Here is a 14186-nt window from a genome sequence, read left to right as displayed (position 1 = left end):
GATTAGTGAGTTCCTTTGTTAGCTTGTTGCGATCCAATCAAATGCTGCACGACCCGTTCCATTTTCATGAAGCGGGAGCCCTTGATCAATACGGTTGCATCCGGCGTCGCCGCCGCCTCCACGGCGGACAGCAGCGCGTCGAATTCTTCAAAATGCTGAATGTTGCCTGCCGCGCCGGGCTGGCTCATGAAGCGGGCCAGCTCGCCGGTGACAAACACATGTTCCAGCTGCTTGCTTGCCGCGTAGGCGGCGATCTCCTCGTGGAATTCGCGGCCCTGCGCGCCCACCTCGCCCATGTCGCCGAGCACCAGCACGCGCGGCGCGGCGGCCTTGGCCAGCACGTCGATTGCGGCGCGCACGGAGTCCGGGTTGGCGTTGTAGCTGTCGTCGATGACCACGGCGCCGTTCACGGCGGCCTTCTTTTGCAGGCGGCCGCTGACGGGCGCGAAGGTGTCCAGCCCCAGCTTGATGTGCTCGGCGCTGATGCCGGCGGCGTAGGTGCAGGCCACGGCGGCCAGCGCGTTCAGCACGTTGTGGTCGCCCGCGGCCTGCAGGGCGACGTAGAACTGCAGCGGCTCGGCTGCTGCGGCGCCATCGCCTTCGTGCACGGTGATGAACATCTGGTTGCCGAAGTCGCCCGCGCGGTAGGTGCAGGAGACGTTGGCTTCCTTGCTCAGGCCGAAGGTGAGCGTGCGGCGGCCGGCGGCCAGTTCGCGCCAGATGGGCGTGAACTCGTCGTGCTGCGGGAACACGGCCACGCCGTCGGCGGCCAGGCCGGCCAGCACGGCGCCGTTCTCGCGCGCCACCGCTTCCACGGTATGCATGAATTCCTGGTGCTCGCGCTGGGCGTTGTTCACCATGGCGATGGTCGGCTCGGCGATGGCGCTCAGGCGGCCGATCTCGCCGGGGTGGTTCATGCCCATTTCGATCACCGCCGACTGGTGCGCGGCGGACAGGCGGAACAGCGTGAGCGGCACGCCGATCTCGTTATTCAGGTTGCCGCGCGTGGCCAGGCGGCCGTCTTCGCCGTGCGCCGCTGCCAGGATGGCGGAAATCATTTCCTTGACGGTGGTCTTGCCGTTGCTGCCGGTGACGCCGATGACGGGCAGCGCGTACTGCTTGCGCCAGTAGTTGGCAATGCGGCCCAGGGCGGCCAGCGTGTCCGGCACCAGCAGTGCCGGCAGCGTCCAGCCTGCGGGCAGGCGCTCGGCGACGACGGCGGCCACGCCCTTGGACGCCACCGCGCTCGGGCCATCCAGCAGGAAGTCGTGCGCGTCGAAGTTCTCGCCACGCAGGGCGACGAACAGCGAACCGGCAGGCGCGCTGCGGCTGTCGGTGGAAACGCCGTCGAAAGAAACCGCGCCAGCCGCAGCCGGATTGGCGGCCGGGGCAGCGGCATTGGCGGCATTGGCGGCGCCATGCACGGCGCCAGGCACGAAGGTCGCGCCTGGAATCGCAGTGAGCAGCTGGGCCAGTGTTGCTTGCATCAATTGGTCCTCATCATGGTGAGGCGGGCGGACAGCGCCAGCTGCGCGTGGTCGGCGTCCGAGAACGGAATCTTGCGGCCCTTGATTTCCTGGTAGGGCTCATGGCCCTTCCCTGCCAACAGGATCACGTCCGGCTTGGCGGCATGCTTGATGGCGTACAGGATGGCTGCTGCGCGGTCGTCCACCGCCTGGAATACGGAAGTGGGATGGTGCACGTCCATGCCCGCGATAATCTGTTCAATAATGGCGTGCGGCTCTTCGCTGCGCGGGTTGTCGCTGGTGACCAGCACGTGCTCGGCGATCTGCGCAATGCGGCCCATCTGCGGGCGCTTGCCCGGATCGCGGTCGCCGCCGCAGCCGAACACGCACCACAGCTGCCCGCCGCGCTCGGCCGCCACGCTGCGCAGCGTTTCCAGCGTCTTCTCCAGCGCGTCCGGCGTGTGCGCATAGTCGATCACCACCATGGGCGCGTCGTTGCCGCCGATCTGCTGCATGCGGCCCGGCGCGGGCGTCAGGCCTTCGATCGCTTCCACGGCCGCGCGCAGCGTGGCGCCCTTCACCAGCAGCGCACCCAGCACCGCCAGCGCGTTGCTGATGTTGAACTGGCCCACCAGGTGGGTCTTCACCACGGTGCTGCCTTGCGGCGTGTCGAGATGGAATTCGGTGCCGGCGCTGCGGGTGCGCAGCTGGCCGGCGCGCAGCATGTCCACGCCCGGCAGGTCCGGCAGCTCGGCCGCCTCGGCCAGCGTGTAGCCGATCACGCGGTCCTTGCGCGCGGTGATGCGGTCGGCCAGGCGGCGCCCCATCGGGTCGTCCAGGTTAACCACCGATGCTTGCAGGCCGGGGCTGTCGAACAGCTTGGTCTTGGCGGCCTCGTAGGCCTCCATGCTGCCGTGGTGGTCCAGGTGGTCGCGCGTGAGGTTGGTAAACAGCGCCACGTCGAAGTGCATGCCGTCGGTGCGGCCCAGGTCCAGGCCGATGGAAGTCACTTCGATGGCCAGCGCAGTGGCGCCCAGGTCGCGCGTTTCGGCCAGCTTCTGCGCCAGCAGCACCGCGTCCGGCGTGGTGTAGCCGGTGGGGTCGAACTCCACTTCGCCGCGCGCGCGCGGACATGCCCACGCCCAGCGTGCCGATGACGGCGGTCAGGTCGCCCAGGCGGCTCAGCGCCTGGCCCAGCCACACGGCGCACGAGGTCTTGCCGTTGGTGCCGGTCACGCCGACGGTAAACATGCTGGCGTCCGGATAGCCGTAGAAGGCGTGCGCGATGGGACCGGAGCGGCGCTTCAGGTCCTTCACCGCCAGGCGCGGCAAGGTCCACGAGGCGTCCCATGGCCAGGCCTCGGCGCCCTGCTCTTCATAGACGATGGCGGCGGCGCCCTGCGCTACGGCGGCGGCGATGAAGGCGCGGCCGTCCTTGCCTTCGCCCGGGTAGGCGAAGAACACGTCGCCCGCTTTTACGCGGCGCGAGTCGGAGGCCAGCTGCGCGCTGGGCGCCGTCTGCTTGATCCAGTTGCTGATTTCGTTAGGTGTCATGGCGCTCATTACATAACGTCCGCCCCGCCGTCGGCAGGGATGACGATTTCGGTGACGGACGAATCCGGCGGCACATTCAGGGAACGCAACGCATTGGCCGCAACGGCGGCGAAAGTCGGAGCTGCAACCTGGCCGCCGAAGTGGCCGCCCTGGGTAGGTTCGTCGATCATGACAGCGATGATGAAGCGCGGATTCGACATCGGCACCATGCCGACGAAGGAGCCGATGTACTTGCGCGGTATGGCGTAGCGGCCGTTTTCCACCTTGTAGGCGGTGCCGGTCTTGCCGCCCGCGCGGTAGCCTGGAATCTGTGCCTGCTTGGCGGTGCCGTCCTTGCCCGAGACCACGTTCTCCAGCATGGCGCGCATCTGCTCGGCGGTCTTGGGCTTGATGATCTGCTGGCCCACCGGCGGCTCGGTCACCTTCTGGAACGACAGCGGAATGGTGTCGCCGTTGCGGGCGAACATCATGTAGGAGCGCGCCAGCTGGATCAGCGACACCGAAATGCCGTTACCGTAGCTCATGGTGGCCTGCTCGATCGGACGCCAGGACTTATATGGCCGCACGCGGCCCGCCACCGCGCCGGGGAAGCCCCACTTCGGCTGCTGGCCGAAACCGACCTTGGTAAACATCTCCCACATCTCCTGGGCCGGCATGCTCAGCGCGATCTTCGAGGTGCCGATGTTGGACGACATTTCGATAATCTGCGACACGTTGATCACGCCGTGGCCCTTGGTGTCGCTGATGGTGCGGTCCAGGATGGTGTAGCGTCCGGCGCCGGTGTCGATATAGGAATTCGGGTTCACGCGGCCGCTGTCCAGCGCCAGCGCCACCGTGATGGGCTTGAGCGTGGAGCCGGGCTCGAAGGTGTCGGTCATGACGCGGTTGCGCAGCTGCGCGCCGGTCAGCGAACGGCGGTCGTTCGGGTCGTAGCTCGGGTAGTTGGCCAGCGCCAGCACTTCGCCTGTGTGCACATCCAGCACCACCGCGCCGCCGGCCTTGGCCTTGAATTTCTCCACCGCGCCTTTGAGCTGGGTGTAGGCGATGTACTGGATCTTGCTGTCCACCGACAGCGTCAGGTCCTTGCCGTCGTGCGGCTCGTGGATGGAGCCGATGTCCTCGACGATGTGGCCGAGGCGGTCCTTGATCACGCGGCGGCTGCCGGTGGTGCCCTGCAGCGTCTTCTGCTGCGCCAGCTCCATGCTTTCCTGGCCCACGTCCTCCACGTTGGTAAAGCCCACCACGTGCGTCATCACTTCGCCCTGCGGGTAGAAGCGCTTGTATTCCTTGCGCGCCTCGATGCCGTCGATCTTCAGCTCGGCGATCTTGGCCGCCACGTCCATCTCCACCTGGCGTTTCAGGTAGACCAGGTCGCGGTCCGAATCGAGCTTCTTGCGCAGGTCGCCTTCGCTCATCTCGAGCAGGGCCGCCAGCGCGCGGATTTTTTCAGGCGGCGCGGCCAGCACGTCGTCCGGGATCGCCCAGATGGCTTTCACGGGCACGGAGGAAGCCAGCACCTGGCCGTTGCGGTCGGTGATCTTGCCGCGCGTGGCCGGCAGCTCCAGGGTGAAGGCGTAGCGGTTCTCGCCCTGCTTCTGCAGGAACTGCGTCGACACGCCCTGCAGCCACAGTGCGCGGATTGCCAGGGCGGCGAACGCTGCGAACAGCACGAACAGCACCACGCGCGAGCGCCATGGCGGCAGGCTCACCGCCAGCATGGGGCTCTTCGAGAATGGCATGCCCTTCGAGCGTGCCACGCGTGCGCTGTTTGCTCCGCCGCCTGCGCGCATCACTTCTCTCCTTGCGTGAGGTATTGCGTGCGGTTCGGCGTCAGCTGCGTCATGTTCAGGTCGCGGCGGGCGATTTCTTCGATACGGGCGTGCTTGCCCAGCTTGGACTGGTCCAGCTGCAGCTGCGCCCAGTCGATGTCGAGCTGGCGCGCCTTGGCCTGCGCGCGCTCCAGGTCGATGAACAGATGGCGTGCCTGGTACTGCGCGTTCACCAGCGAGAGCGCGCAGCCGACCAGCAGGGCCGCCAGGACGATGTTGATCTTGAAGCTCACGCCGCCGCCTTGTCGTCGTAAGGAAGGCGGCGCGCCACGCGCATCACCGCCGAGCGGGCGCGCGGGTTGGCGTCCACTTCGGCGTCGGACGGCTTGACCTTGGCCAGCAGCTTCAGTTCCGGCTGCGGCAGGTCCACCGCGCGGATCGGCAGGCGCCGGTCCGGCTGCGGCACATTGGCCTTGGACGCGAAGAAGCGCTTGACCATGCGGTCTTCCAGCGAGTGGAAGCTGATGATGGCCAGGATGCCGCCGGGCGCCACGCAGTCGTAGGCGTGGGTCAGTCCGGCTTCAAGATCCTCGAGTTCCTTATTGATGAAAATCCGGATAGCCTGAAAAGTCCGGGTGGCCGGGTCCTTGCCCTTTTCACGGGTCTTGACCGCCCCTGCCACGATACCGGCAAGCTGTCGTGTGGTTGAAATTGGTTCGACTGCCCGGCGAGCAACAATCGCCTTTGCAATCTGAAAAGCAAACCGTTCTTCCCCATATTCTTTTATCACCTTTTCCAGTGTCTCTACGGTTTCGGTAGCCAGCCATTCCGCAGCCGACATGCCGCGCGTGGTATCCATGCGCATGTCGAGCGGACCATCGTTGCGGAAACTGAAGCCACGGGCGGCGTCGTCCACCTGCGGCGAAGAGATGCCCAGGTCCAGCAGCACGCCGTCCACCTTGGGCATGGACCGTTCCGCCAGCGCGGAAGCCATGGTGGCGAAACTGTCATGCACGATCTGGAAACGCGGGTCGGTGATTTGTTCGGCGGTGGCGATGGCCTGCGGGTCCTTGTCGAAGGCCAGCAGGCGGCCTTGCGCGCCCAGGCGCGACAGGATCAGGCGGCTGTGGCCGCCACGGCCGAAAGTGCCGTCTATATAGAGGCCGTTGGCGCGCTCGCCGTCCAGCTGGAGCGCGTCCACCGCCTCGTCTAGCAGCACCGTACGATGCTGGAATTCTGGCACCGCAACTGAAGTCATTTTGGGCGGGCCTTAGAAAGAAAAATCGGAAAGCGCGTCGGGCATGCCGACGTCGATGGTGGCTTGCTCGTTTTCGGCACGGCGGGCCGGGTCCCAGATCTCGAAATGGGTCAGCATGCCCGACAGCACCACTTCGCGGCCCAGGCCGACGGCGTCGCGCAGCTCGGGCGCCACCAGGATGCGGCCGGCCGAGTCCATTTCCACGTCGCTGGCGTTGCCCAGCAAAATGCGCTGCCAGCCGCGGGCCGACATCGGCCAGGCGGCGATCTGGTCGCGCTTGGCTTCCCACACGTGGCGCGGGTACATCAGCAGGCAGCCATCGGGGTGCTTGGTAAGCGTGAGGCGTCCTTCGCACTGGATAGCCAGTGCGTCGCGATGCTTGGCCGGGATGGACATCCTGCCTTTCGCATCGAGAGTGATCGCGGAAGCGCCTTGAAACACGTATTACCTTTTTTAATTAGGGACAGAAAACTCGGTCTGAAAATCCCACAAAACTACACTTTTTCACACAGTTGCCCACTTTAGAGGATGGAAAGATAGTGGTCAAGCGGTTTCCAATTGGGAAAACGTGGATTTTATTAATGAAATTAAGGACTTAGCGTCGATCCTTGATGCGGGCTCTAGTAAAAATGTTTCGTGAAATTAGAGACTTACACAGCATAGTGAAAGTGCTACCTCATCAATCCCACTGCGCCCGGAGCTAGTCTCAGCACGAAAAAGATGTCAAGAAAAAATTGAAAAAGAATTATAAGGTTGCCGTATGACAACTCTTCAGTAGTAAATGGACAACAGCATCAGGCAGCGCTGGCGCGGCTACGCCGCAACGGTCGGAGTGGGGATTTTTTGTGGGATTTGGCACTCTGCCGCGCTTTGCGCGCGATCAGGCAGGACGGGGAATCTTGGGATCAAACCAGTGCTGAACATTTCCTTCTGACTGCAACTGCAACAACTTGTATAGACAAATTCAAGCCCGCGCGGGACGGGCTTGACCTGTATTTATTATACGCAAAGCGCGGCTTTTTACTCGTACATTACGCTTAAGGTGACGCCGGTGAACGGCTGTTTCGCGTCCAGCGTAATGTAATACCAGCGCATTGCCGTCGGATTAGCCAGCGCAATATCTTCCGCATTTCCCGCTTTGGCGGAAAGCTGGTCGTAATTCGCTGGCGTCGGCCAGCGGTCCAGCGCCAGGTACATATTCACGTCGCCGGTGCCGTTGCGGGTGGCCAGTTTCAGGTTTTTCGCCCCGGCCGGCAGCATCAGCGTGAAGTAGGACCGGTAGCTGGACGCCAGGTTGCGCACCGCGCAGTTCTTGCCCAGGTTGCTGGACGAGGCGCAGGCCGGCAGGCTGGCGCCCGGATCGTCGTTCGGCAGCGGCGGCTGGCCGGCCGTGGTGGCCGTGTCCACCCAGGCGGCGAACTCGTTGTCGTAGGCCGTGCCGATCTGGCCGATAGCGGTTTGATAACGCGCGTAGTCGCCCAGCCGGAACTTGGCCAGCATGCCGTCCACGTCCGGGCGGTGCTTTTCCATCATGAAGCGGGTGGCCATATAGCCCCAGCGGTAGGCGCGGTTGGTGTAGTCGCCCATGCTGTAGGTGTTGCCGAAGATCTCACTCAGGCGGTAAGTGCGCGTTTTCGCCATGTCGATGGCCACCTGGTTATCGTTCTTGAGCGACAGGTATTCCGCAATGCCCTCTATCCACCACACGGTGGGCACGGCGGTGGAGGCGCCGAAATCGCCGTACATATTGTAGCGGCCGTCCAGGTAGTGCACATACTCGTGCTCCAGGTTCCACACCTTGAACGCGGGCCGCAGCCAGGACGCCTCGTGCGCGATGAAGCGTGCCTGGTTGCCAGCCTGCGCCGGATTGCCCTCCAGGTACATGCCGCCGTTGTCGGTGCCGATGCCGTAGATGATGCCGGCGTACTTGCTGTAATTGCTATAGTCGTCGAACACCACCAGCTCCAGCGCGGTGTTGTTGTCGCTGGCCACCGGGGTGCGCTGGGTTTGCAGCATGGCGTGCACATAGCCCTCCTCCTGCTGCAGGGCGGTGCACACTTCGGTCATCTGCGCCTCCGTCATGTCCTGCGCGCGCAGGCGCAGGCTGGGGCTGCACTGGCGGCTGTATTTGAGCACGGTATCGGCCAGCTGCTGCTCGTAGTTGCAGGTACCGTACTCGGCGCAGGCGGCGCTGTCGTAATACTTCACGGCGGAAGCGGCGGCCAGCCACAGGCCGCTGTCGGCGCCGGTCATGCTGCTGGTTTGCAGCGTGTTCTGCACCATGGGCTTGACCCCGGCCTTCAGCGCGGCGTACTGCATGAAGCGGAACGCTTCGTTGGCGGCGTCGGTCAGCTCGTAGGCGGCGTTGCTGTTGAGCAGGGCCGCCTTGTTGGCGGTGACGAAGGTGTTCAGCGCGGTGGCGTAGGACAGGTCGGCCTTCAGCAGGTCGGCGCCGCCGGGACGGCCGTGCGCGTAGAACAGCACCATCAGCGCGCCGGTGAGGCCTCCGCCGGCGCTGTTCTGCTTGAGCGCCTCGGCCGCGTTCGGGTAGCCGCTGCGGTTGGTGAAGCGGGTGAGGACAGACTTCACGCTGGGCAGGTAGTACAGCTCGTCGTGCAGATTGGTGATGAGCTTGAAGGTTTCCAGCGCCGTGCTTTCGGCGGCCGCGTTCGGCTGGTACAGCGCGCCGCCCTCGGCCAGCTGCCTGATCGGCGCGCGCAGCGACACGGCCAGCGCGGCGGCCGGTTCCGGCATGGTGCCGGCGCCGGCCAGGTAGTAGCCGGCGCGCAGGTAGAGCACCAGGTTCACCAGCTTCATATTGCTGGCGTTGTAGCCGGCCGCTTCCTGCGCCAGGCGGCTGGCCACCGCGTTCATATTGGTGGCCGAATAGAGGGTGGCGGCCTGCTGCGCGTCCAGCGAGAACAGGCCGTAGGTGCACTCGTAGTCCGGCAGGCCGGCCAGGTAGTCGGCCAGCGCCGCGCCGCTGTAGCTGGCCATGCGCGCCATGTCCTTGCACTCAGGCGTGGCGGCGAGTGTGCCGGCCGCAGTGGCCGGCGCGCTGCTGCGCAGCTGGCGCGGCATCAGGTCGTAGCGCGGCTTCTTGCTCACCGGCAGGTTGTAGCGGCTCTGCTCGGCCGAAGGCGGCAGGCTCTGGCGCGCATGCGGCATGGGCGCCTGGCGCAGGCGGGCATGCTCGGCGTCATGGGTGTCGGCGGCGACAGCTGTGCCGGATGCGATCAATATTGCGAGGGCCGCTGCATTTCTTGGGAATGACATGTGTACCGCTCCTGTTTTATGGTCGATAAGGTCGCCGGAACAGCGCCCCGGCCAGGAAATACTAGCGGCACAAGATTTCCCGAATGACAGCAAAAACAGGCGTACGGAGCCATTCGCTCTATTTAAACGGCAACAGGCTGAGGATCGGCACAGCGGGCCGGCGCGGCCGGCGCAGAAAAGCCACAGCTATCAGTTTGCCAGCGGCGCCAGCGTTGCCAGCAGCGATGCGGCGGCGGGGCCGGCGGATGACGCGCGGCACTGGGCGCGGTACTGCACGGGCGTCTGCCCGGTGAGCGCCTTGAACTGGCGGCTGAAGGCGCTGTGATCGGTGTAGCCGCAATCGGCGGCGATCTCGGCGATGGAAAGCGCGCGCCCGGATTCGATCAGCGCCAGCGCGCCGTTCAGCCGCGTCTGCAGCAGCAGCTGGCGCGGGCTGTAATGGAACACGCGCTGGAACAGGCGCTCCACGCGCGCCAGCGGCAGGCCGGCGTCGCGCGCCAGCTGCTTCAGGCACAGCGGCTCGCGGTAGTGCTCGCGGATATGCTGGCGATGCCGGCGATCTGCCGGTACACGGGGTGATGGTCGTCCGCCAGCCCCAGGTCGTGCGAGGTGCCGACCAGGCCGACGATGGCCCCCGCCTCGTCGCGCAGCGGTACCTTGTGCGTCAGGCACCAGCCGTGGCGGCGGTTCGGGTACAGATGCAGTTCCAGGTGCTGGCGGATGGTGCAGCCCAGCTCGATCACCTGGCGGTCCTGCGCGATGTAGGTTTGCGCCAGCGAGCGCGGATGCACCTCCAGCACGGTTTTGCCGGCCAGCTCCTGCTTGCTGCGCAAGCCGCAGCGCCGCACCAGCGTGTGGTTGGCGGCCAGGTAGCGGCCGTCGCGGTCCTTGACGAAAAACGCCACGTCGCTCAGCGCATCGAACAGCGTTTCGATGGCCGCCAGTTCCACATTGAACATGTCTCCTCCGCCATTATTTTAATAATAACGGCGGATATTACCCGATCTGCGCGGCGCCGGGCCGCGCGGCTCAGGCGGCCTTGCCGAGGCTGTGCGCCAGCGCAGCGCGCCGCTGCCGGGCCTGGCCGGGCTGCGCATCGGACGGCGCGCGCGGCGCGGCGTGGCCGTCCAGCGTGAAGATGCTCACCAGCGAAGCCAGTCCCACCGCCTGGGTGCTCATGCTTTGCGACGCGGCCGTGGCCTCCTCCACCAGCGCGGCGTTCTGCTGGGTGACGCTGTCCATTTGCGCGATGGCCTGGTTCACCTGCTCGATGCCGGCGCTCTGCTCCTGGCCTGCCAGCGTGATCTCGCTCATGATTTCGGTCACGCGGCGCACGCTCACCACCACTTCCTCCATGGTGGCGCCGGCCTGGCTGACCAGCATGCTGCCCGCTTCGACCTGGTTCACCGAGTCGCCGATCAGCACCTTGATTTCCTTGGCGGCAGCGGCCGAGCGCTGCGCCAGGTTGCGCACTTCCGACGCCACCACGGCAAAGCCGCGGCCCTGCTCGCCGGCGCGCGCCGCTTCCACGGCCGCGTTCAGCGCCAGGATATTGGTCTGGAACGCGATGCCGTCGATGACACCGATGATGTCCACGATCTTGCGCGCCGAGGCATTGATGCTGCCCATGGTTTCCACCACCTGCCCCACCACGGCGCCGCCCTTTTCAGCGATGCCCGAGGCGGTCAGCGCCAGCTGGTTGGCCTGGCGCGCGCTGGCCGAATTCTGCTTGACGGTCGAGGTCAGCTCTTCCATCGAGGCGGCGGTTTCCTCCAGCGAGCTGGCTTGCTGCTCGGTGCGCGCCGACAGGTCCAGGTTGCCGGCCACGATCTGGTCCGAGGCGCTGGCGATGGTGTCGGTGGCCACGCGCACCTGGCCGACTATGTGCGCCAGGCTGGCGCGCATGCTGCTCATGGCATACAGCAGGCTGCGGTTGTCGCCCGGCGCCGTGTGCACCTCCACCGACAATTCGCCGGCGGCGATGCGGTTGGCGATCTGCGCCGCGTAGTCCGGCTCGCCGCCCAGGCGGCGCATCAGCCAGCGCGTGATCAGCGCCGCGCCCAGCGCGCCCAGCACCACGCTGGCCGCCAGCAGCGAAATAATCCAGCTGCGCGCCGACGTGTACAGGCGCTCGCCGTCCTGCGCGGCCTGGGTGCCGCCGGCGCCGTACAGCGCCACCAGCTTGTCCACCTGGCCGCGCAAGGCCACGATCAGCTTGTTCGATTCGCCCCGGATCAGCGCTTTGGCTGCCGCGTCGTCGTTGGCGCGGGCGGCGGCGCGGATTTTCACGTCCTCGGCCATGTAGCGCTCCCACATGGAGACAAAGGCGGCGTACATTTCCTTCTCTTCCGGCGTGGCCAGCAGCTGCACGTACTCGGCCTGCATCTTGCCCAGGTCCACCAGGTCGGCGGCGATCACCTTGTCGTACTTGTCCATGTCGGCCTGCTCGGTCGAAATGATGTACTGGAATTCGCGCGTGCGCACCCGCGCAATCTGCGACTTGATGTCCTGGATCACGCGCATGCTCGGCATCCAGCGCGAGGACAGTTCATTGGCCGTGCGGTTCACTTCGGCCAGTTTGAGGATGGAAAACACGCCGACACACACTGTCAGCGCCAGCACCGAAGCGAAGGCCAGGCCCAGCTTGGTCGATAGCTTGCGTTCGCGCAGCCAATTCATATTTTTATTCCTTTGACAAATATTTTTCTTGGTGGAAATATGATACTGCATCGCAATATTTTTTGCTGAAGGCTCTACCAAAAGAGTGCTTTTGGTCAAAATAAAGTTTGAACTACGTAGTTCCCACAATAGCTCGGCAGACTGAAATCGTGTCCGGAATTGTGAATTGCTGCGATGCAGCAAAAAAGCTTGCAATATTTCCCGTTAGTAAGCAATACTCGTATATAGTTGCCATGTGGCAATATTCATGAGGAGCCCGCCATGCTGACGTCCATCGAACAATCCGGCAAAATTTCCATCGTTAAACGCAACTTTTCCTGGGGTGAGGATCTGGACGCCATCCACGCCCTGGTCGCGCAGCACTTCGACGATTTCAACGGCAACGGCTTCTACCCGCATCCGGACGAGGAAGCATTGCGGCGCAAGCTGCTGGCCATCCCCACGCTGCAGCGCCTGGCCCAGGCGATGGCGCAGCGCAAGGCGCGCGGCCTGGCGATCACCGGGCTGGGCCTGGACGGCCTGGACGAGGCGCGCCGCAACGCGGTGCTGTACGCCATCGCGCTGAGCCAGGGCTACCCCACTTCCACCGACCAGCGCACCCGGCGCGTGGCCTGGGACGTGCGCGCCCGCAGCGCCGCCGCGCCGGGCGAAGCGGCGCAGGCGCGCTTTGTGACCTTCTCCGAACGCGTGGGCGGCGCCGACATGCACACCGACTCGTCCTTTTACCCCATGCCCGAAGAGCAGTTCCTGCTGTACGTGGTGAACGCGGCGCGCTGCAACGGCGGCGCCTCGCTGCTGATCGACATCGAAGACATCGTGGCCGAGCTGAACAAGACCAGCGCCGGGCGCGACGCCTACCGCCTGCTGTGCACGCAGCCGGTGCCCTTCCGCGTGCCGTCGGTGTACGCAGCAAGCGAGCAGCAAGTCGAGTATCATCTGGCACCGGTGTTCACGCTGGAGGGCGGGCTGGCGATGCGCTGGCGCTACGACTCCATCGTCAAGGGACTGGCAGCGCGGCCCGACCTGGCCACGCCGCAGCTCAGCGCCGCGCTGGAACTGCTGAACGACATCGTCGAACGGCGCGCCCCGCGCTTCGACCGCTGCCTGCCGGACGACACCCTGCTATGGGCGGACAACCACCGCACGCTGCACGGCCGCGCCGGCTACACCGATCCGGCACGGCACCTGATCCGTATCCGCATTTCCAACACGCCTAACGCCCGGCGCATCGGGCCGTCGGGCATCTCGGCAGACTGACATGCTCGCATCCATCATTCCCGTTTTTTTGATCATCCTGCTGGGCGTGGCCATCCGCCACTACGAGTGGCTGCCGGAGGCCTTCTTCCCGTCGATCGAAAAGTTCTCCTACAACATCGCCTTCCCCGCCCTGCTGTTCGCCGGCACGGCGCGGCTCAGCTTTGCCGGCAGCCAGGTGGGCGAACTGGCGCTGGCCACGCTGCTGCCCACCTTCATCATCATCGGCGTCACCTTGCTGGCCATGCTGGGCGCGCGCGGCCTGCCCGCGGCCAGCCGCTCGTCCGTGGTGCAGGGCGCGATGCGGCCCAACACCTATTTCGGACTGGCCGTGTCGTCGCTGTTCTTCGACGCCGGCACGGCGGCGCTGGTGATGCTGTCGCTGGCGCTGTGCCTGCCGGTGGTGAACGTGGTATCCATCATCGCGCTGTCGTGGTGGAGCGGCAGCAAGGCCGACCTGCGCCAGATCGCCCGGACGCTGGCGCGCAATCCCATCATCCTGTCCACGCTGGCCGGCATGCTGGTGAGCCTGTCCAGCATCACCATTCCGCTGCCGCTGATGAACACGCTCGACATCCTCGGCAAGGCCGCGCTGTGCCTGGGGCTGGTGTGCGTGGGCAGCGGGCTGGTGTTCTCGCTGCAGGGGCTGCGGCCGGTGGCGCTGGGCTGGGCCTCCCTGCTCAAGCTGGTGGCGCTGCCGCTGGTGGCGGCCAAGGTGTGCGTGCTGCTCGCCGTGTCCGGCCCGGTGGCGCTGGCGGCCACCTTCTACTGTGCCCTGCCGACCGCGCCCAACGCCTACATCATGGCCAAGCAGCTGGGCGGCGACACGCGCCTGATGGCGGCGCTGATCACGCTGCAAACCCTGCTGGCGGCCGTCACGGTCCCGCTCAGCAAGAATTTCCTGCCGCTCATGGGCGGCTAGGCCCGGCG

General features: G+C 65.5%; 11 protein-coding genes and 1 pseudogene. 2 read left to right on the top strand and 10 right to left on the bottom strand.

From position 1 onward, the window contains the following. Positions 1-2: 2 nt before the first annotated feature. From murF to ACFJI2_RS01250, 10 genes and pseudogenes are all read right to left on the bottom strand, one after another. Positions 3-1487 (bottom strand): UDP-N-acetylmuramoyl-tripeptide--D-alanyl-D-alanine ligase, encoded by a 1485-nt coding sequence (murF, locus tag ACFJI2_RS01295; RefSeq protein ID WP_377703411.1) that lies wholly within the window; start codon positions 1485-1487, stop codon positions 3-5. Continuing rightward, a pseudogene (locus ACFJI2_RS01290) lies at positions 1487-3020 on the bottom strand (UDP-N-acetylmuramoyl-L-alanyl-D-glutamate--2,6-diaminopimelate ligase). The gene murF and the pseudogene ACFJI2_RS01290 overlap by 1 nt, the downstream one beginning before the upstream one ends. Before the next feature lie 8 nt (positions 3021-3028). Then, positions 3029-4810 carry a peptidoglycan D,D-transpeptidase FtsI family protein gene (locus tag ACFJI2_RS01285; protein ID WP_377703410.1) on the bottom strand — a complete coding sequence of 594 codons (1782 nt, stop codon included), beginning with the start codon at positions 4808-4810 and terminating at the stop codon, positions 3029-3031. Then, complete coding sequence (gene ftsL / locus ACFJI2_RS01280; protein ID WP_132136545.1) at positions 4810-5082, bottom strand: cell division protein FtsL; 273 nt, start codon at positions 5080-5082, stop codon at positions 4810-4812. Before ftsL ends, ACFJI2_RS01285 begins: the two co-directional genes overlap by 1 nt. Beyond that, positions 5079-6047 carry a 16S rRNA (cytosine(1402)-N(4))-methyltransferase RsmH gene (gene rsmH, locus ACFJI2_RS01275; RefSeq protein WP_107876053.1) on the bottom strand — a complete coding sequence of 323 codons (969 nt, stop codon included), beginning with the start codon at positions 6045-6047 and terminating at the stop codon, positions 5079-5081. The genes ftsL and rsmH overlap by 4 nt, the downstream gene beginning before the upstream one ends. Positions 6048-6059: 12 nt before the next feature. After that, a complete protein-coding gene (gene mraZ, locus ACFJI2_RS01270; protein ID WP_107876051.1) occupies positions 6060-6488 on the bottom strand; it encodes a division/cell wall cluster transcriptional repressor MraZ in 429 nt (142 codons plus the stop codon). A gap of 579 nt (positions 6489-7067) precedes the next feature. Continuing rightward, positions 7068-9323, bottom strand: coding sequence for a collagenase (locus tag ACFJI2_RS01265; protein WP_377703409.1), 2256 nt, complete (start codon positions 9321-9323; stop codon positions 7068-7070). A 189-nt stretch (positions 9324-9512) separates the two neighbouring features. Then, positions 9513-9791, bottom strand: a complete 279-nt coding sequence (locus tag ACFJI2_RS01260) for a helix-turn-helix domain-containing protein (RefSeq protein ID WP_377703408.1) — start codon at positions 9789-9791, stop codon at positions 9513-9515. 38 nt (positions 9792-9829) lie between these two features. Then, on the bottom strand, positions 9830-10282 hold the full coding sequence (locus ACFJI2_RS01255) for a PAS domain-containing protein (RefSeq protein ID WP_377703407.1): 453 nt from the start codon (positions 10280-10282) through the stop codon (positions 9830-9832). Between the two features lie 70 nt (positions 10283-10352). Continuing rightward, on the bottom strand, positions 10353-12002 hold the full coding sequence (locus tag ACFJI2_RS01250) for a methyl-accepting chemotaxis protein (RefSeq protein WP_377703406.1): 1650 nt from the start codon (positions 12000-12002) through the stop codon (positions 10353-10355). Between the two features lie 261 nt (positions 12003-12263). Between ACFJI2_RS01250 and ACFJI2_RS01245 the strand changes: the two genes are divergently transcribed. Together ACFJI2_RS01245 and ACFJI2_RS01240 are read left to right on the top strand one after the other, a co-directional pair. Beyond that, positions 12264-13259, top strand: coding sequence for a TauD/TfdA family dioxygenase (locus tag ACFJI2_RS01245; RefSeq protein ID WP_377703405.1), 996 nt, complete (start codon positions 12264-12266; stop codon positions 13257-13259). A gap of 1 nt (position 13260) precedes the next feature. Continuing rightward, positions 13261-14178, top strand: a complete 918-nt coding sequence (locus ACFJI2_RS01240; RefSeq protein WP_377703404.1) for an AEC family transporter — start codon at positions 13261-13263, stop codon at positions 14176-14178. Positions 14179-14186 lie beyond the last annotated feature (8 nt).

Origin of the sequence: Pseudoduganella sp. UC29_71, from assembly GCF_042693265.1 — a bacterium.
Lineage (GTDB): Bacteria > Pseudomonadota > Gammaproteobacteria > Burkholderiales > Burkholderiaceae_D > Rugamonas.
Note: the sequence above shows the minus strand (reverse complement) of the source record. Positions and strands in the feature narration are given on the sequence as shown.